This is a genomic window from Tardiphaga sp., from assembly GCF_044336785.1.
In the GTDB taxonomy this organism is placed as follows: Bacteria; Pseudomonadota; Alphaproteobacteria; order Rhizobiales; family Xanthobacteraceae; genus Tardiphaga.
The window spans coordinates 14,041-31,978 of the sequence record NZ_JBIIOT010000023.1 but is presented as its reverse complement, the minus strand read 5'-3'; the positions used below and the strand labels follow the sequence as shown (position 1 = coordinate 31,978).

The 17,938-nt window shown below is 62.1% G+C and carries 14 protein-coding genes; 2 read left to right on the top strand and 12 right to left on the bottom strand.

Annotated features, from left to right (window positions below):
* Position 1: 1 nt before the first annotated feature.
* Genes ACIQ2A_RS09380 through ACIQ2A_RS09355 form a run of 6 tightly spaced genes read right to left on the bottom strand, consistent with a single transcriptional unit; the run spans position 2 to position 6,896 of the window.
* Positions 2-1,417, bottom strand: a complete 1,416-nt coding sequence (locus ACIQ2A_RS09380) for an AtzE family amidohydrolase (protein WP_398478199.1) — start codon at positions 1,415-1,417, stop codon at positions 2-4.
* Positions 1,407-1,586 (bottom strand): DUF4089 domain-containing protein, encoded by a 180-nt coding sequence (locus ACIQ2A_RS09375; RefSeq protein WP_398478197.1) that lies wholly within the window; start codon positions 1,584-1,586, stop codon positions 1,407-1,409. Before ACIQ2A_RS09375 ends, ACIQ2A_RS09380 begins: the two co-directional genes overlap by 11 nt.
* Before the next feature lie 10 nt (positions 1,587-1,596).
* Positions 1,597-3,321, bottom strand: coding sequence for a dipeptide ABC transporter ATP-binding protein (locus ACIQ2A_RS09370; protein WP_398478195.1), 1,725 nt, complete (start codon positions 3,319-3,321; stop codon positions 1,597-1,599).
* Between the two features lie 10 nt (positions 3,322-3,331).
* The gene (locus ACIQ2A_RS09365) at positions 3,332-4,237 is read right to left on the bottom strand and encodes an ABC transporter permease (protein ID WP_398478193.1); all 906 of its coding nucleotides are present in this window, start codon (positions 4,235-4,237) and stop codon (positions 3,332-3,334) included.
* Positions 4,238-4,246: 9 nt separating this feature from the next.
* On the bottom strand, positions 4,247-5,260 hold the full coding sequence (locus ACIQ2A_RS09360; RefSeq protein WP_398478191.1) for an ABC transporter permease: 1,014 nt from the start codon (positions 5,258-5,260) through the stop codon (positions 4,247-4,249).
* 16 nt (positions 5,261-5,276) lie between these two features.
* Positions 5,277-6,896, bottom strand: coding sequence for an ABC transporter substrate-binding protein (locus ACIQ2A_RS09355; RefSeq protein WP_398478189.1), 1,620 nt, complete (start codon positions 6,894-6,896; stop codon positions 5,277-5,279).
* A gap of 236 nt (positions 6,897-7,132) precedes the next feature.
* On the opposite strand from ACIQ2A_RS09355, the gene atzF reads away from it, so the two are divergent.
* The gene (gene atzF, locus ACIQ2A_RS09350) at positions 7,133-8,953 is read left to right on the top strand and encodes an allophanate hydrolase (RefSeq protein WP_398478187.1); all 1,821 of its coding nucleotides are present in this window, start codon (positions 7,133-7,135) and stop codon (positions 8,951-8,953) included.
* A gap of 80 nt (positions 8,954-9,033) precedes the next feature.
* Here atzF and ACIQ2A_RS09345 read toward each other — a convergent pair whose 3' ends face one another.
* The 6 genes from ACIQ2A_RS09345 to ACIQ2A_RS09320 all read right to left on the bottom strand — a co-directional run bounded on the left by ACIQ2A_RS09345 (position 9,034) and on the right by ACIQ2A_RS09320 (position 16,187).
* On the bottom strand, positions 9,034-10,266 hold the full coding sequence (locus ACIQ2A_RS09345; protein ID WP_398478185.1) for a TetR/AcrR family transcriptional regulator: 1,233 nt from the start codon (positions 10,264-10,266) through the stop codon (positions 9,034-9,036).
* A 31-nt stretch (positions 10,267-10,297) separates the two neighbouring features.
* On the bottom strand, positions 10,298-11,392 hold the full coding sequence (locus ACIQ2A_RS09340; RefSeq protein ID WP_398478183.1) for an ABC transporter ATP-binding protein: 1,095 nt from the start codon (positions 11,390-11,392) through the stop codon (positions 10,298-10,300).
* Positions 11,373-12,422: an ABC transporter ATP-binding protein gene (locus ACIQ2A_RS09335; protein ID WP_398478253.1), complete on the bottom strand. Its 1,050-nt coding sequence runs from the start codon at positions 12,420-12,422 to the stop codon at positions 11,373-11,375. The genes ACIQ2A_RS09340 and ACIQ2A_RS09335 overlap by 20 nt, the downstream gene beginning before the upstream one ends.
* A 126-nt stretch (positions 12,423-12,548) precedes the next feature.
* Positions 12,549-14,267 (bottom strand): ABC transporter substrate-binding protein, encoded by a 1,719-nt coding sequence (locus ACIQ2A_RS09330; protein WP_398478181.1) that lies wholly within the window; start codon positions 14,265-14,267, stop codon positions 12,549-12,551.
* Positions 14,268-14,337: 70 nt separating this feature from the next.
* The gene (locus ACIQ2A_RS09325; protein WP_398478179.1) at positions 14,338-15,234 is read right to left on the bottom strand and encodes an ABC transporter permease; all 897 of its coding nucleotides are present in this window, start codon (positions 15,232-15,234) and stop codon (positions 14,338-14,340) included.
* Entirely contained in the window at positions 15,234-16,187 is a 954-nt protein-coding gene (locus ACIQ2A_RS09320) for an ABC transporter permease (protein WP_398478176.1), read from the bottom strand. The genes ACIQ2A_RS09325 and ACIQ2A_RS09320 overlap by 1 nt, the downstream gene beginning before the upstream one ends.
* Before the next feature lie 461 nt (positions 16,188-16,648).
* On the opposite strand from ACIQ2A_RS09320, the gene ACIQ2A_RS09315 reads away from it, so the two are divergent.
* Positions 16,649-17,920, top strand: a complete 1,272-nt coding sequence (locus ACIQ2A_RS09315; protein ID WP_398478174.1) for an acyl-CoA dehydrogenase family protein — start codon at positions 16,649-16,651, stop codon at positions 17,918-17,920.
* Positions 17,921-17,938 lie beyond the last annotated feature (18 nt).

Genomic DNA, 17,938 nt, shown 5'->3' with positions numbered 1-17,938 from the left:
CTCAAAATCCCTTTGCACGCGGCGCGACAGCAACGCCCGCCTGCTGCAGATAATAGGCGACGCGCAGCGCGATGTCTTCCCGCCAGGGTGCAGCGATGATCTGCACGCCGACAGGCATCGGATCGCGCGGCACCGGCACCGCGACCACGGGGAGGCCAATGAAGGAAATCGGCTGGGTGTGGATGCCGATATTGGCGCGCACCGGCAGTTCGACGCCATCGAGCTCGAATGTCGCCTGCCCGATTTTGGGCGCCATGCATGGCGTGGCAGGCGCGATGATGACGTCCACCGTCTGGAAGATCTCCAGCACTTTGGCGCGATACCAGCGACGGAATTTCTGCGCACGATCAACCAGAGCCGCCGGCACCATGGCGCCAGCCAGGAGGCGATCGCGCACGGCTGGATCGAAATCGCCGGCGCGCTTGCGCAGGCGATCGAGATGCAATGAGGCGCCTTCGGTCGTCGATATGAGATAAGCAGCGGCCCGCGCGCGCGCGACTTCCGGCAGCTCGACGCTGGTCGTCACGCCGAGCGCCTTGGTCACGGCTGCTACGGCGGCCTGGGCCTCCGGCATCAGGTTTTTCTGGAAGTAACCGCCAGCCATGGCAATCCGTAGATCGCCAATGTCTTGCCCGATCAGCGCTGAAACCGACTCCGCCGGCCGCATCGTGCAGGCGGCATCTTCGGCATCCGGCCCTTGCATGGCGTCATAGGAGAGCGCGAGATCCTCGACATTGCGGGCGAAGGGGCCGAGATGATCCAGGCTCGCCACGAAGGGAAACGAGCGCGCGCGCGACAATCGCCCGTAAGTGGGCTTCAGACCGAAGATGCCACAGAATGACGACGGTACGCGGATCGAACCGTTGGTGTCGGAGCCGAGCGCGATCGGCACGAGGCTTCCGCCCACGGCGCCACCCGAGCCGCCCGACGATCCGCCGGTCATGCGCGTGATGTCGTGCGGATTGCGCGAGGCGCCGTCATGGACGTTCTCGCCGGTGAAGTCATAGGCGTATTCGCCCATGTTGAGACCACCGACCAGCACGGCGCCCGCGGCTTCCATGCGCTCGACCAGGGTCGCATCGCGGGGGGATGCGGGACGGTCGCGATTGATCTTCGAGCCGGCGCGCGTCGGCAGGCCTTCGATATCGAACAGGTTCTTCACGGCGAAAGGCACGCCGGCCAGCGGTCCGACAGCTTCGCCTTTGGCGATCGCCGCATCGAGTGTACGCGCAGTCGCGCGTGCGCGATCGGCGGTGACGTCCGTGAACGCATTCAGCATCGGATTGTGGCGTTCAATGCGCGCCAGCGCGGCCTCGGTCACGTCAAGCGCGGAGACCTTTTGTGACGCAACGGCCTTTGCAATATCGGAGGCCGGGCGCCAGGCGCCATCGGGCGTGAGGACGGGATCAAGCGACATAGATGCTGGCCGGTTCGGATTCATCGGGAAGCGTGAATTCATCGACGAGGCGTGCCATGCGGAGCGACACTTCGAGGTTCATCTTCACCGCAGGTTTCCACGCGGGCTCGATCGGTAGCGACAGCGCCGACGCCACCGCATCGATATAGTCGTCTAGTTTATCGCTCATCGCGTCCCTCTCAATGCACCGGCAACGGCGGATGCGGGATCGCCGTCAGCAGCTGCTTCGTATAGTCGTCCTGCGGATCGTCCATCACCGCATTGGTGGCGCCCTGTTCGACGATACGTCCCGCGCGCATCACGATGACACGATCACACAGCAAACGCACCACATTCAGATCGTGGGAGACGAACAGATAGCTCATGCCCATGGACTGCTTGAGGTCCTGCAGCAGGTTGAGCACGACGGCCTGGACGGACACATCCAGCGCAGCTGTGGGCTCGTCGAGAATGATCAGTTTTGGCTGCAAGGCGATGGCGCGGGCGATACCAACGCGCGCCTTCTGGCCGCCTGACATCTGGTGCGGAAAGCGATCCAGCAGATCGAGCGGCAGCCCGACCTGCCGCGCCAGTTCCTCGCATTTGGCGCGGAGCGCATCGCTGCCCTTGATATCGCCAAGCTGCATGATCGGATCGGCGATGGCGCGCGCTGCGGTGAAGCGTGGATTGAGGCTGTCGGTCGGGTCCTGGAACACCATCTGGATGCTTTTGCGCAGCGGCAGCCGCGCAAAATTCTTCGGGGCTATTTCACCGACTTCGTCGCCATCGAAGGAGATGCGGCCGGACGTCTTGTCGATCAACCGCATCACCATCATCGACGTGGTGGATTTGCCGCAGCCGGATTCACCGACAAGACCGACGCTCTCGCCGTAACCGACATCGAAACTGATGCCATCCACGGCGCGGAAGACATCCGGCTCCGGCGCGGGCTTGCGGCTGAACAGCTTTGACAGCGTCGCGGTGGCGCCCTGACGGGGGTATTCCTTGACGAGGTTGTCGATGGTGAGCAGCGGCGTGACCGAAGGCTTCACATCAGCTGGCTTGATGACATTCTCTGCCTGCGCCGGCATGGCCGCACGCTCTTCAGCCGGCAGAAGATCGCGCAGCGACACGCCGAGCCGCGGCGTCGCCTGCATCAGTTTCTTCGTGTAGGCGTGCTTCGGACTGGCGAAAATATCGGCGGACAGAGCGGTCTCGACCACCCGCCCCTTCTCCATCACCACCACACGGTCGCAATAGGCGGCGGCAAGGCCGAGATCATGGGTGATCAGGATCGTGGACATGCCACGGCTCTTGGTGAGTTCGGTGACGAGATCCATCACCGCTTTCTGGGTGGTGACGTCGAGGCCCGTGGTGGGCTCATCGGCGATCAGCAGTTGCGGATTGCAGGCCAGTGCCAGCGCGATGACCACGCGCTGGCACATGCCACCGGACAGTTCAAACGGATAGGCGTGATAGCGCTCGCGCGGGCGCGCGATCTTGACCTGCTCCAGCGCCTCGATGGCTTTCTCGGCGCGGTCCGCACTGCCGGCCTGGGCATGCTGGCGCAGCACGTCCTCGATCTGGTGCCCCACTTTGCGGATGGGATTGAGCGCCGCCCGCGGGTTCTGGAAGATCATCGAAACTTCGCGACCGCGCAGATCGCGCATCTGCGTCTCGCTCGCCGCCTTCACATCGACGCCGGAGAACATCACCGAACCTTCGGCGATGCTGCCGGCACGATCGAGAATGCGCATCACCGCATAGGACGTCACCGACTTGCCGGAGCCGGACTCGCCGACAATGCCGAGCGTCTCGCCCTTGGCTACGGAGATATTGACCTGCTGCACGGCCTTGACGATGCCGCGGCGGGTGGCGAATTCGACGGTGAGATCTTGGACGTCGAGCAATGGTTGGGCTGTCATCCGATGCTCCTCACGTCCGTCGCTGCGGATCGACGATATCGCGCAGACCGTCACCGAGCAGATTGAAACAGAACACGGCGATCATCAGCGCAAGGCCTGGAAACAGTGCGATCCACCATTCGCCGGACACCATGAAGGACGCCCCTTCAGCAACCATGATGCCCCATTCCGGCGTCGGCGGGCGCACGCCCATTCCGATAAAGGACAAGCCCGCGGCATTAAGGATCGCATAGCCCATGGTCAGCGACATCTGCACGATCATGATCGGCATGATGTTGGGCAGGATATGCACCAACAAAATCCGCATCTCGCTATTGCCCGACAGCCGCGCTGCCTGCACGAAACCCGCCTCACGGCGGATATTCGCTTCCGCGCGGGCCACGCGCGCATAAAGCGGGAAGTTCACGATCGCCGTGGCGATGATGATGTTCTGTACGGTGTTGCCGAGGGCGGCGACAATGCCCATGGCCAGCACGAAGAGCGGGAACGCCATAATCGTATCGGCGACGCGCCCGACAATGCGATCTGTCCAGCCGCCGAAATAGCCGGCCGCGATCCCGGCCAATCCGCCCATGGCGAAGACGAGCGCAACGGAAGCGACAGCGATGAAGAGATCGAGGCGGGTGGCAACGACGACGCGGCTAAAGATGTCGCGGCCGAGTTGATCGGTGCCGAACCAATTGGCCGCAGATGGCGGCTTCAGCGCCTGCATCGTGTTGCTGGCGAGAGGATCGTGCGGAACGATGTACGGACCGAACACCGCAGCGAAAACGATGACAATTAGCAGGCCGAACGCAAAAGCGGTGACGCGGTTCTCGCCGAGGATATAGCGGGTGTGCTGCAGGGTCGCGACAAGGCTCGATGTCCGCCGCGGTGTTGCCGGCGTTTCGGCTGCAATGGGCGTGATTGCGTTCATGATCTCACCTCACCCTTCCATCCGCACGCGCGGGTCGATGATGCCGTACAGAATGTCGATCACGAGATTGATCAGCACATACATGATGGCCATGGTCAGCACAAAACCCTGCACGGGCGCGAAATCCGATGCGATCAGCGCTTCGACGGCGTAGGAGCCGATGCCGGGCCAGGCGAACACCTTCTCCACCAGCACATTGGCGCCGAGCAGGAAGGAGAAGGTCATCGACAGCGTGGTAATGACCGGCAGCATGGCGTTGCGGAATGCATAAGTCACGATCACGATGCGCGGTGACAGGCCGCTGGCGCGGGCCGTGCGCACAAAATCCGAGGCGAGGATCGCCAGCATCGAGGCGCGCGTCATGCGCGCGATCGGCGCCAGTGAGAAAATCGCAAGCGTCGCCGTCGGCAGGATCAACTGGCTCAGCGCCGAACGAAACGCCTCCCAATCGCGGGCAATGACGCTGTCGATGAGATAAAAGCCAGTTACCGCGGGCGGCGCACTGGCAAAGACGTCGAGCCGCCCGAGCGGCGCCGGCGCCCAGCCGAGCTTGAAGTAGAACACATAAACCAGCACGAGGCCGGTGAAGAATACGGGCAGCGACACGCCGGCCGTGGTGGTGACCCGGCAGAGGTGATCGATCCAGGAGCCGGGCTTGGTCGCCGCGAGAATGCCGAGCGGGATGGCGATGACAACCGAGATCAGAAGCCCGAACAAAGTGAGCTCTGCAGATGCCGGCAGACGATTGCGGAGTTCGGTCGCCACCGGCTGGCCGGTGGTGAGCGAATTGCCGAAATCGCCTTTTGCAAGATCGGCCGTGTAGCGGAAGAACTGCTCGATCAGCGGCTTGTCGAGACCGAGCTGTTTCCTGATGTCCTCGATCACCTGCTTGTCGGCAGCGGGGCCCGCGAAATAGGCTGCGGGATCGCCAGGCAATGCGCGCGTCAGCAGGAACGTGACGATCACCACCCCGATCAGTGACGGGATGGCGAACAGCAGACGCTTGCCGATGAGTGCGAGCATGACGATCCCCCGACGCTTATGCCTTGACCATCGCGCGATAGTCGAGGCGACGATGGAACCAGTACTGGAAGCCCGACACGTTCTTCTGCATCGCGACGTTCAGATAGGGCTGATACAGCGGGATGCGCGGGATATCGGTGAAAGCGAGATCGACGAAGCCCTTCACATCCTTGTCGTAAGTCGCCATGTCGCCGCTGGCCGCCGCGGTGCGTGCGCCCGCGATCAGCTTGTCCATCTCTGGCGACGAATAGTTCATCGTGTTGAAGATCGAATTGCCGGAGCGATAGCACCAGTAGAAGAAGTATTCGGGGTAATCGAGCCAGCCCGAGAAGATGTTGACGTAAAGCGGCAGCACTTTCTTGTTCAGCTCGGTGCGCCAGTTGGCACCCGGGATCTTGTTGATGGTGGCGCGGATGCCGATCTGGGCGAGCGCTTCCTGGATGAGAATGCACATCGGCTCATTGACACCGGCGAAGCCGAGATCGAAGGACAGCGTGGTGTCGAAGCCGGCAGAGAGGCCCGCTTCCGCCATCAGCGCCTTCGCCTTGACGAGGTCGGTGTTGTACTTGGTCGCCTGCGGCCACTTCGCTTCGGTCGGCGCACTGGCGGCCGCGCCGAACATCGGATTGGCGAGGCCGAACATCACGGCGTCGATGATCTTCTGATACGGGATCGCCAATGCAACGGCTTCGCGCACCTTCGGATTATTGAACGGCGGCTGCGACACATTCATGCCGAGATACTGGATGCCGTTGCTGATCGGCACCGAGGTGACGTTGAGCTTGCCGGCCTTCTTCATCTCGGCAAAGTCCTGGTTCGGCAATTCATACGAGATGTCTGCGTCGCCACGCTCCAGCAGCGCACGACGATTGCCGGCCTGCGGCACCATGCGCCAGATCACGCGCTTGATCTTCGGCAGGGGACCGCCGACCCAGGCGTCGTTACGCTCCATGATGACTTCGGTGCCCGCGGTCCACTTGGTGACCTTGTAGGCGCCGGAGCCGACCGTGTTCATCTTGGTGTATTCGAGGCCCCACGGATCCTTCTCCGTGGCATTCTTCTTCACCAGCTCCGAATTGATGATGCTCGGCACGATGACGGCGAGATCGGGGATCGTCAGCTTGTCCTTGACGAGGAAGTCAACGCGCACGGTGTGGTCATCCACCACCACGAACTGTTCGGGCTTCGTCAGCGATCCCGCGCTCATCTGGAAGGTCGGGAAACCACCGACGCTGACGGAGCGATCCAGCGACCACTTCACGTCCTTCGCCGTCACCGGCGTGCCATCTTGGAATTTGGCATTCTTCTTCAGTTTGAACGTGGCCGACATGTCGCCGATCGTCATGTCTTCGGCGAGCTCGCCCTTGAACTTGTCCTTGTCGTAATAGGTGACGCCGCCCGGCCCCTCTTTCATCTCGTGGGTGATCAGGCGGTCATAGCAATTCCAGGCGACTTCATAGCTGGGCACATTGGTGCCGACGCCCATGATGTCGAGATTGTTGGGTCCGCTCTCGGACACCACCAGCAGGGTCTCCGACCGGGCATCCGCCTTGGCGGCCGACCAGATCGCCGGACCCGACACCATGGTTCCGGCGGCGGCACCCGTCGCCGCCTTCAGAAAATCACGACGCTTCATTCTCAACTCTCCCGAGGCATGAATTTTGATTTGCAGGAACTCGCAAGGTTTGTGCCAAGCGGCAGAGCGCAGTTGGAGAGAGTTAAGTGATTGTTTTTGTTGAGTCGACCGATGCAGCGCCCAAAGCCGCCGCAGCGCAATGCATACAAAACAATACATTTCGCCTAATTTAGTAGCAGACAAACTGAGCGCTTAGGGGTTAACCGGGAGCCAAGACCGGTGAGAAGATGCAAGGAATGAAGATGTCGGACCCGTTTCCCACGATCGCGCAACTGCACGCGGCTTATGCCGACGGGTTGTCACCCAAACAGACCGTCGCCGACGTGTATCGCCGCATTGCCGCGGTCGATGATCCCGGCATCTTCATCGCCCTGGTTTCGGAAGACGCCGCACGCGCCGCCGCCGAGGCGCTGCCGCCCTTCGATCCGGCCGCATACCCGCTCTGGGGCATCCCTTTTGCGGTGAAGGACAATATCGATGTCGGCGGGATTCCCACCACGGCCGCCTGCCCTGAATTTGCTTACACCCCGCCAGAGACGGCGTTCGCAGTTCAGAAGCTGCTCGATGCCGGCGCCATCCTGATCGGAAAGACCAATCTCGATCAGTTCGCCACAGGGCTCGTCGGCGTTCGCAGCCCCTACCCCATCCCGCGAAACGCAATTGATCCGCGCTATGTGCCGGGGGGCTCAAGCTCCGGATCCGCCGTTGCCGTCGGCCATGGGCTCGTCACCTTCGCGCTCGGCACCGATACCGCGGGCTCCGGCCGCGTGCCCGCCGCGCTCAACAATATCGTGGGTCTGAAGCCATCGCTCGGCAGCGTGTCGGCGCGCGGCATGCTGCCGGCCTGCCGGACGCTCGATACGATCTCCGTCTTTGCCGGCACGGTAGCCGATGCCGATCGCGCCTATCGCGTGATGGCCGGCTATGACGCGGAGGATGCCTATTCGCGCGCGCTGCCGGTTGCCGGCCAACCCGGGGCTTTGCCGCCGGGCTTGCGGGTCGGCGTGCCTGACGGCGGAAGCCGCCGCTTTGGCGGAGACGCGCTCTCCGAGAGCGCTTTCGACGCCGCACTGGGCGATGTTGCATCGCTGCTACCCGGCCGCCCGTTGGCGAGCATCGACATGACGCCGATGTTCGACGTCGCGACACTGCTCTATACGGGGCCGTGGGTGGCAGAACGCTATCAGGCGCTCCGATCCTTTATCGAAGCGACGCCGCAGCATCTGCATCCCACGACCCTCAAGATTATCGGCGTCGCCAAGACGATGTCCGCCGCCGATGCCTTTGCCGGAATCTACAAACTCGCCGAATTACGGCGGGCTGCCGATGCCATCTGGTCGCAGACCGATGTGCTCATCGTGCCGACCTATCCGCGGCCGCGCCTGGCCTCCGACCTCGCAGCCGACCCGATCGGCCCGAACAGCGAACTCGGCACCTATACGAATTTCGTCAACCTGCTCGATCTCTGCGCGCTCGCGGTGCCCGGCCGATCCCGCTCGGACGGCTTTCCGTCTGGCATCACCTTGATCGCGCCGCGCGGCAAGGATGGGTTGCTCGCAGCGCTCGGTGCCCGGCTTCACCCGCTGGGCCAGAGCAAGCTCGGGGCAACTGCGAGTCCGGTGCCGTCGTCGGAGCAAGGCACGCCGACCGCCATCGCGGGAGAGATCGAACTCGCAGTGGTCGGCGCGCATCTGTCGGGCATGCCGCTCAATCACGAACTTACCAGCCGAAACGCGCGTTTCCTGCGGGCCTGCGATACAAGGCCGGACTATCAGCTCCACGCGCTTGCCGGCGGCCCACCGGCCCGCCCCGGCCTGCTGCGGGTCGCAGAAGGCACGGGCTCGCCGATCGCAACGGAAGTGTGGGCGATGTCGGCCGAAGCATTGGGCGACTTCATGCGCGGCATCCCCGCGCCACTCGGCATCGGAACCACCCGGTTGTCGGACGGCAGCTCACCTAAGGGCTTCATCGTCGAAGCCGAAGGGCTGAGTGGCGCCAAGGATGTGTCGTCATTTGGCGGATGGCGAAACTACATCGCCAGTCTCATCGGCACATAAACAGAGCGTCTGCCACGCAAAGCCAAACTTGCTCATCGAGGGTGATGTCTGCCCTCGATGTCATCTCGCGCGATGATCCGTCACGCAGACGGGCACAGAATCCCCATGAACAGCGGTCGGGCGTAGAGATCCGCGACATTGCCGATGGTCGCCTCGGGCACCCAGCGTTTGATCGAGGCTGACGCATTGATCATGCCGTTCAACATCTGCGCCGCGATCGCCGGATCCACTGGCCGCACCGAACCATCCGCCACGCCATCGACGACGACGCCGGCAAAATGTTCGGATAGCCGGTTCATGATGCGAATGGTCTGCTGCGCCTCGGCCTCGGGCAATCCGCTGCGGGCGGTGATGCGCAGCAAGGGGCCATCATTCGACAACTGATACTTCAGCAGCGCGGCCGCTGCGGCACTCAGTCTCTGCCAACCGCACTCGCATGTGTCGGCAGCAGCCTGGGTACGGCGGATCACATCAAAACTTCGCTGGAAGCAGGCGAGGATGAGATCATCCTTGTTATCATTGTGATGATAGAAGGAGCCCTTCGTGACTTTGAGAGCAGCGGAAATCCGTTCGACCGATGTTCCGCGAAATCCCTCTTCATTGATCAACCGCGTGGCGACGCGCAGAAATGCGTCCGGTGAGATCTCCTCCGCCGACGGCGGGCCGGTGAGCGCCGGGATTGTCGGCGGCATCCAGGCAGCATCTGCTCCGCCGAAACCGCGCAGCAGGATATCACTGGCGTGCCGACCCGCCCGGGCATAGCCGGTGACCTCATAGCGGGTGATCCAGACGCGCGTCCATTGGGTCAATGTGAACAGCAGATGCGTCCGCGCATTGCGCTCGGACCGATGGAGGCCGAGGCGGGGGTCATTCCCGATCAGTCCGCGAACGCGACGAAACATCTGCGCATAGACGGCGGCGACATCCGCGCGCGTCGCACTCAGGGCATTCACCTCGGAGAAGTTGATGAATTGCGGCCGTGCCCCGGTCTCGACATCTGCAAGCAGGCGAAAGAAGCCGGTCACAAAGTTGGTGATCCGCAATTCCGGCGTCCTGGCTTTTTCTGCGGCAGCGAGGAGCTCGTCAAACACGTCGACAGAGCGCAGCACGCAGGCCAGCGCGAGATCGTCCTTCTTTCGATAATAATAGGTCACGCTGTTGGTGACGAGGCCAACGCTCTGCGCTACGTCCGCCAAGGTCGTGCCACGGATGCCGCGCCGGTTGAACAGATCGGCCGCAGCATCGAGTATCGCTTCGCGCTTTTCCAGAAACCGACGGGTCTGCCCTTCGTCGGTGGTCGGCATGTCACTCATGGCGATGTATGGCGACCCAGCTTGGAAACCATCACGCGATGGCGGGAATGTTTAGTTCGGCGCTACTCCTACTGCCGTGTGCAGATTGCCGCAAGACGCCACGTTTCTCGTCGCCGATCGACGGATCGTGCAGATGACAGGCGACAGCGCGCCCGTCCGCCATGTCCCGCAGCGGCGGATCGGCCTCGGCGCAGACTGTCATCGCCATCGGACAACGCGGATGGAAGCGGCAGCCCGATGGGGGATTCACCACGCTTGGTGGTTCGCCAAGAATAACCTGCTGCGGCCTCAAGGCTTCAGCGGATGGGCTCGGGATGGGCACTGCCGCGAGCAGGCCCTGGGTGTAGGGATGCAGCGGCGCCTTGTAGAGCTCGTTGCGCGGCGCGACCTCGACGATGCGGCCGAGATACATCACGGCGATGCGATGGCTGACATGGCGTACCACGGCCAGATCATGCGCGATGAAGAGATAGGACAGGCCGAGCCGTTCCTGCAGCTCCTGGAACAGATTGACCACCTGCGCCTGGATCGAGACGTCGAGTGCCGAGACAGGCTCGTCGCAGATCACCAGCGCCGGATTGAGCGCCACCGCACGTGCAATGGAGATGCGTTGGCGCTGCCCACCCGAAAATTCGTGCGGATAGCGCTCCGCCATGTCGGGTCGCAATCCGACCAGCCGCAGCAGTTCCTGAATTCGGGCGCGATAGACGTCACGTTCGGTATCGACATGATGGACGATCAGCGGCTCGCCGATGATATCGCCCACCTTCATGCGCGGGTTCAGGGAGCCATAGGGGTCCTGATACACCATCTGCACGCGGCGCCGGATGCCGCGCATCGCGGCCGCGCTGTGGTTCGCAATGTCCTCGCCTTCGAACTCCACCTTCCCTTCGGTGATCGGCGTCATGCGCAGAACCGCGAGGCCGGTGGTGGATTTCCCGCATCCGGACTCGCCGACCAGACCCAGCGTTTCGCCCTTGCGCACCTCGAAGGACACGCCGTCCACCGCGCGAACGCTGCCGACCTGCTTGCGGACAACGATGCCCTTATATTGCGGAAAGTGGACCTTGAGCCCGCTGACCTTTAGGATGGGATCGCTTGCCGGTTCAGATACTGGCACTGGCATGTGCGCCTCCCTTGGTATCGGCGAAGCACGCCCGGAAATGCTGGCCATCGATATGTTCGAGCTCCGGCGCTTCCTGACGGCAGCGATCACCGACGTAACGGCATCGCGTCTGGAAAGCGCAGCCCTGCGGCAGCGACGCCAGGTCGGGCGGCTGTCCTTCGATCGGCACCAGACGTTGCTGGGTGTCCTGATCCAGCCGCGGGATCGAGGCCATCAGGCCCAGGGTGTAGGGATGGCTCGGATGATCATAGATCTCGTGCGCGGTGCCGCTCTCGACGATGCGGCCGGCATACATCACGCAGACGCGATCCGCATAGCGCGCGACAACGCCGAGATCGTGGGTGATGAGGACAAGCGCGGCCTTGGTCTCCCGCGTCAGGTCCTTCAGCAGCGAGAGGATCTGCGCCTGCACGGTGACATCGAGCGCGGTCGTCGGCTCGTCGGCCACGATCAGCTTCGGCTTGCAGGCGAGCGCCATGGCGATCATCGCGCGCTGGCGCATGCCACCCGAGAATTGATGCGGATAGGCGGATACCCCGCTCGCCGCATCGGGAATGCGGACGCGCTTCAGCAATTCGCCGGCCTTGGCGAGCGCCTTCTTCCAGCTCAAGCCATGATGCAGCTGCATCGGCTCGGCAATCTGCAATCCCACGGTCAGCGATGGATTGAGCGACGACATCGGCTCCTGAAAGATCATCGCGATCTCGTTGCCGCGGATCGCGCGGATCTCCTTGTCGGACATTTTCAGAAGGTCACGACCATCGAACAGGATTTCGCCCGATCTGACGCGGCTGGGCGGCGACGGAATAAGCTGCAGCAGCGACAGCGCGGTGACGCTCTTGCCGGAGCCGCTCTCGCCGACGATCGCCAGCGTCTCGCCGGGAAACACCGCGAAGGACACCTTGTCCACGGCCCGCAGCGCGCCGCGGCCGACGCCGAATTCGACGGCGAGATCGCGCACTTCGAGCAGCGGACGCGCGTTCGGCGCCGCATTGTTCTGCGCGTCGCCAACAGGCGCGGCTTTTGCCATGATCTCGTTCGTGTCGAGGAGGAGTTCGGTCATTCGCGTCTCCGCTACGGTGGCGGCCGGGATGAGCGCCCTCACCCCGATGCCGCAACGCTTGCAGACATCGGGGCGCTGACATGGATGCTGGCGTCAGAAGCCCATCTTCTTCTTCATCTCCTGGTCGATCCAGATGCGCGCATAGATCGGACCAGGACGCACGGCACCGGCACGCAGCTCGCCCGCATAATTCTTCACCCACGGCCACCAGGCCGTGTAGATGTAGGGCGTCGGCAGCCAGATATACGGAGCCTTGTCGAGGATCTCGATCGTCATCTCCTTGAGCATGGTCTTACGCTTGGTCTCGTCGCGCTCCTGATAGGCCGCGTCCATCTTCTTGTCGAAAGCAGGATCCGCATATTGCGACGGATTCCAGGTCTGGGCCGTGACGAAGCTCTTGCGGATCGTCGTGGTCGGATTGGTGTGGCCGTTGTTCATCATATAGCCGGCCGCATTGGTCTTCGACGTCATGGCCGACAGGAACGCGCCATATTCCATTGGCTGGATCTCGATCTTGACGCCGACCTGTTCGAGATAGGCGCCGATCAACGGCAGCAGATCCTGATGATCCGGCTGGCAGGTGCAGACCTGTACCTTGAAGCTGAAACCTTTCGGCACGCCAGCTTCCGCCAGGAGTTTCTTGGCCTTGTCGGGATTGTAGGTGAACAGCTCCTTCACCGAGGCCGGCATCGCTTCGAGCGGCTCGTAATAGCCGTCATAGTCGGGATGCTGTGGATAGGAGAACAGTTCGGCATGGCCGTTGTAATAGGCCTTGACGATCTCCTGCTTGTTGACGGCCAGATTGAGCGCGCGGCGGACGCGAATATCATCGAACGGCTTTGTGTCGATACGCATTGCCACGAACTGACCATTCATCGACAGCCACTTCGACCATTTGAGCTGCGGCACGCTCTTCTTGAGCTCCTCCATATCGCTCCAACGGATCGGCTCGGCGATATCGAGCTTGCCGGTGCGAAGCGCCGTGGTCACCGTCGCCTCGTCCTTAATATTGCGATAGACGACCTTGTCGACGAAGGGCAGCTTGAATTCCTCGCCGCCGATCTTTTCCTTGTCCCAATAGATCGGGTTCTTCGAATAGGTGTTCTGATTGCCTTGAATATGGTCGGTCAGCATGAACGGACCGGTGCCGTTCAGGTTCTTCCAGTTGCCCGCGCCGGCATCAGCGACCTCTTTCGGATAGATGCCAGAATAATAACCCCAGCCGAAGCGGTAGTCCCATTCGGCATTGAAGGATTTCAGCGTGAAGACGACCGTGTGCTTGTCGGTGGCCTCGACCTTCTCGATGTGATCGAAATAGGTCGCGATCTTCTTCGGACTCTTGTCGAGGCGCGTATAGCTGAATACGACGTCGTCGGCGACCAGTTCGCGCGACGCCATCACGCCGGGCTTTTCCGGGAACATGATGCCCTTGCGCAGCTTGACCTCGATCCGGAGCGGATTTTCCTTCATCTCCCAGCTCTCGGCGAGTTCGCCGCGGACCGCGTCTGAAGGAATCCAGGCGTCCGCATAATATGGGTATTTGCCGCCATTGCGCTTGGACTTCGACAAGTCGGCCGAGAACAGCTGCTCGTAGAACTGACCCGTGTCGTGATTGATCTTCCAGTTCCAGTCAGCGGGATCCCATGTCAGCACGTTCAGCGCACGATTGACCGTGGCCACCTGAAGCGTGCCGCCATATTGCGGTTTCTCATCGGCTTGCGCCGCCGACGAGACGCCGAATGCGAGTGCGGCCGTCATCGCGGTCGCGAGCAGTCGCGCCTTCAACGTGTGCTTCACTGGACTTCCCCTCATCGTCACCTCCCTTGTGTTGATCACCGCGACCTTGTCGATCGTCGGTGCCTTTTCGTTCTGGATCGCGAAGCTAGCGCGAGCCACGCATGCGCGGATCAAGCAGATCCCGCAATGCGTCACCGAAAACATTGGTGGCATAGACCACGACCGTCAGGCACAGGCCCGGCGCCAGCGCCAGCCACGGCCCCTGCAGCATGTAGGTGCGGCCACTGCCTGACAGCATGCCGCCCCAGGTCGGTGCTGGCGGCGGCACGCCGAGGCCGAGAAATGATAGGCCGGATTCCGCAAGGATGACGAAGCCGACACGCGTCGTGAACAGGATGATGATCGGCGGCATCACATTGGGCAGGACGTGGCGGATCAGAATGCGCGGCAGCGTGGCCCCCATCGACTGCGCCGCATTCACATACATGTTCTCGCGCACCGAAATGGTGGCACCGCGAATGATGCGCGAGCCGTTGATGCCGAGCAGAAGGCCGAGAATGCAGATGATCGGCACCAGGCCGGGACCAACCACCGACACGACCACGATCAGCACGACCAGGTCCGGGAAGCTCATCCAGGCATCGACCAGCCGCTGCGTGATCATGTCGAAGCGCCCGCCGAGATAGCCGGAGAGAATCCCGACCACGACGGAAATGATGGTGGCGATGCCGGCTGCGCAGAACCCGATAATGACGGAGAGCTGCGCACCATAGAGACAGCGCGACAGCACATCGCGACCGAGATTGTCGGTTCCGAACGGAAACTGCCACGATGGCGGCTTCATCCGGTTCAGCGGGCTGATCTGGTTGTAGCCATAAGGCGCGAGGAAATCCGCGAACAGGCCGCAAAACAGGAACAGCAGGAACACGACGGCGCCGGCGGCACCGAGCGGCTTTTCGCGGAACAGCCGCCCGATGAAGGCCATCGTGGGCGAACGCCGACGCGGCGGCTTGGCGATGGAGGTCTCGACTGCGATCGTCATCAGCGATACCTCACTTTGGGATCGAGCAGGCCATAGCTGAGATCGACGATCAGGTTGATCATCATCACGGCCAGACCGACCACCAGAAACACGCCGGCGACGATCGGATAATCGCGCTGCGTGACGCCTTCGAGCAGCAGCATGCCCATGCCGGGAATGACAAAAATCTGCTCGATGATGACGGCGCCGCCGATCACCAGCGGCGCCTGGATGCCGACCAGCGTCACCACCGGAATCAACGCATTGCGCAGCGCATGCCGTGTCACGATGGTGCGCTCATTGAGGCCCTTGGCCCAGCCGGTGCGGATGTAATCCTGGCGCAGCACTTCGAGCATCATGGTGCGCGTCATGCGCATCGTGATGGCCGACAGCGACATGCCGAGAATGAGCGCCGGCAGCAACATATGCTGGAGCGCGCCGACCGGATCCTTCGTGAACGGGATGTAGTTCAGGTCGGGTGACCACCCCCACCAGATGGCCGGGAACACCATCACCATGGTGCCGGTCCAGAACGCCGGCACCGCCAGCATCAGGATTGAGACCGACCGCATGAGATAATCGCCGGCCGTATCCTGGCGCAGCGCCGAATAGACGCCGATCGGGATCGCAATGATGAGGCCGATCAGAATAGCGAGGAAGCCAAGGCCGAACGTGACGGGCAGACGGCTGAGAATCTGGTCGAGCACCGGTGTGTTGTGCCACAGCGACTGGCCGAGATCGCCGCGCAAAACCCCGCCGATCCAGAGGAAATACTGGACATAGATCGGCTTGTTCAGACCCAGCGCCTCTTCGAGCTGGGCGCGATCCTTGGCGCTGGCCGAGATGTCGTTCTGCGACATCATCAGATCGATCACATCGCCAGGTACGAGGCGCAGTGTGACGAAAACGATCAGGCTGGCGAAGAAGATCGTCGGGATCAGTGCAAGCAAGCGACGGGCTGCATAAGCACGCATCAGGATCGCGCCTCCGAATTGCGGGAGGAGCAACGCGCAGTGCATTTCGCGTGTTGGAATTGGAAAACAGCGCCGTCCAGGCGCTCGCGCCGACCAAACAACGGTCTGCACATCGCACATACCGGACCTTCTAACAGGTTCCAAATTCCCATTAGAGCCATGTCTCCACCCTTCTGAAGCTTGTAGATGCGAACATCCCGCTTCTTGATGCTAACATTCTAGCGCTTCGAAAATTCGAATGTAAACTGCGACCAATGTGCATCATCATGTGTGCAGCGCAACGTTGCGGCTGTTGCATGCACAAATGGCTTGGGTCGATCCGCGGCGCATGCCATCGTGCGACGGCGCACGCGTTGCTCATATGGGCGAAGACAGCGACATGCCTTCGCGTCTATAACGGACGCACAGCCATCCAGACGAGATGGCCAACAATGATGACAAGAAACGGGAGAACGACGACCATGAAAGTTGCATATACCCCTCGCCAGACGCCCTATACACTTGCGCCCGAAGACGCGCTCAATGATCTGCGCATGTCGGAGCAGTCGCGTCCGCTCTATGATCACGTGCGGAAATTTATCGCGAACACCGTCGAGCCGATGTCGGTGGAATTCTATCGCGCGGGAGAAAAGAAGACCGATCGCTGGTCGTTCACGCCCGAGCAGCTCGAGATCCTCGGCAAGGCCAAGAACAAGGCGCGTGAGGAAGGTCTCTGGAACTTCTTCCTGCCCGATGCCGAAACGGGCGAAGGCCTCAACAATCTCGATTACGCCTATATCGCTGCCGAGCTCGGCAAGAGCCCGCTCGCGTCCGAGACGATGAACTGCTCGGCGCCGGATACGGGCAATATGGAAGTCATCGAACGCGTCGGGACCAAGGAGCAGAAAGAAAAGTGGCTGAAGCCGCTGTTGGCCGGCGAGATCCGTTCGGCCTATGCGATGACGGAGCCGAATGTCGCTTCGTCGGACGCCAAGAACGTATCCACTTCCGCCAAGCTTGTCGGCGACGAGTGGGTCATCAATGGCGAGAAATACTACATTTCCGGACTCGGCGACCCCCGCTGCAAGATCATGATCGTGATGGTCAAGACCAATCCCGATGCAGCACCCAGCAAGCAGCAGTCGCAGATCCTGGTACCCGTCGACACCCCCGGCGTCGAGGTGCTCGGCCCGATGCATGTGTTTGGCCACGACCACGCGCCGCGCGGCCACATGCATATGCGCTTCAATAATGTGCGCGTACCGAAGGAGAATATCCTGCTCGGCGAAGGCCGCGGCTTCGAGATCTCGCAGCTCCGTCTCGGCCCCGGCCGCATCCATCACTGCATGCGCACGATCGGCAAGGCCGAGAAGGCGCTCGACATGATGGTTGCGCGCGGCCTCACGCGTGAGGCTTTCGGCAAGAAGATCGCGCATCTCGGCGGCAATCTGCAGATCATCGCGCAGGCACGCTGCGAGATCGAGGCGATGCGGCTGATGGTCCTGAAAGCCGCCAAGGCGATGGACGTGCTCGGCAACAAGGAGGCGCGCATCTGGGTCAGCATGGTCAAGGCCATGGTGCCGGAGCGCGCGGCCAAGATCATCGACCAGTCGATCCAGATGCATGGCGCGACAGGCATCTCGCACTGGACGCCGCTCGCCGAAATGTACACCGACGTGCGTCATCTGCGATTTGCAGATGGTCCGGACGAAGTGCACTGGATGGTCGTGGGCCGCCACGAACTGACGCTGTAATCGGCGCGCAATCCGCGC

Coding starts and splice junctions, on each gene's coding strand:
- ACIQ2A_RS09340 (WP_398478183.1), bottom strand. CDS start 11,392: ATGCCAGTGCCAGTATCTGAACCGGCAAGCGATCCCATCCTAAAGGTC.
- atzF (WP_398478187.1), top strand. CDS start 7,133: ATGAAGATGTCGGACCCGTTTCCCACGATCGCGCAACTGCACGCGGCT.
- ACIQ2A_RS09375 (WP_398478197.1), bottom strand. CDS start 1,586: ATGAGCGATAAACTAGACGACTATATCGATGCGGTGGCGTCGGCGCTG.
- ACIQ2A_RS09380 (WP_398478199.1), bottom strand. CDS start 1,417: ATGTCGCTTGATCCCGTCCTCACGCCCGATGGCGCCTGGCGCCCGGCC.
- ACIQ2A_RS09330 (WP_398478181.1), bottom strand. CDS start 14,267: ATGAGGGGAAGTCCAGTGAAGCACACGTTGAAGGCGCGACTGCTCGCG.
- ACIQ2A_RS09365 (WP_398478193.1), bottom strand. CDS start 4,237: ATGAACGCAATCACGCCCATTGCAGCCGAAACGCCGGCAACACCGCGG.
- ACIQ2A_RS09315 (WP_398478174.1), top strand. CDS start 16,649: ATGAAAGTTGCATATACCCCTCGCCAGACGCCCTATACACTTGCGCCC.
- ACIQ2A_RS09355 (WP_398478189.1), bottom strand. CDS start 6,896: ATGAAGCGTCGTGATTTTCTGAAGGCGGCGACGGGTGCCGCCGCCGGA.
- ACIQ2A_RS09320 (WP_398478176.1), bottom strand. CDS start 16,187: ATGCGTGCTTATGCAGCCCGTCGCTTGCTTGCACTGATCCCGACGATC.
- ACIQ2A_RS09325 (WP_398478179.1), bottom strand. CDS start 15,234: ATGACGATCGCAGTCGAGACCTCCATCGCCAAGCCGCCGCGTCGGCGT.
- ACIQ2A_RS09335 (WP_398478253.1), bottom strand. CDS start 12,422: ATGGCAAAAGCCGCGCCTGTTGGCGACGCGCAGAACAATGCGGCGCCG.
- ACIQ2A_RS09345 (WP_398478185.1), bottom strand. CDS start 10,266: ATGAGTGACATGCCGACCACCGACGAAGGGCAGACCCGTCGGTTTCTG.
- ACIQ2A_RS09360 (WP_398478191.1), bottom strand. CDS start 5,260: ATGCTCGCACTCATCGGCAAGCGTCTGCTGTTCGCCATCCCGTCACTG.
- ACIQ2A_RS09370 (WP_398478195.1), bottom strand. CDS start 3,321: ATGACAGCCCAACCATTGCTCGACGTCCAAGATCTCACCGTCGAATTC.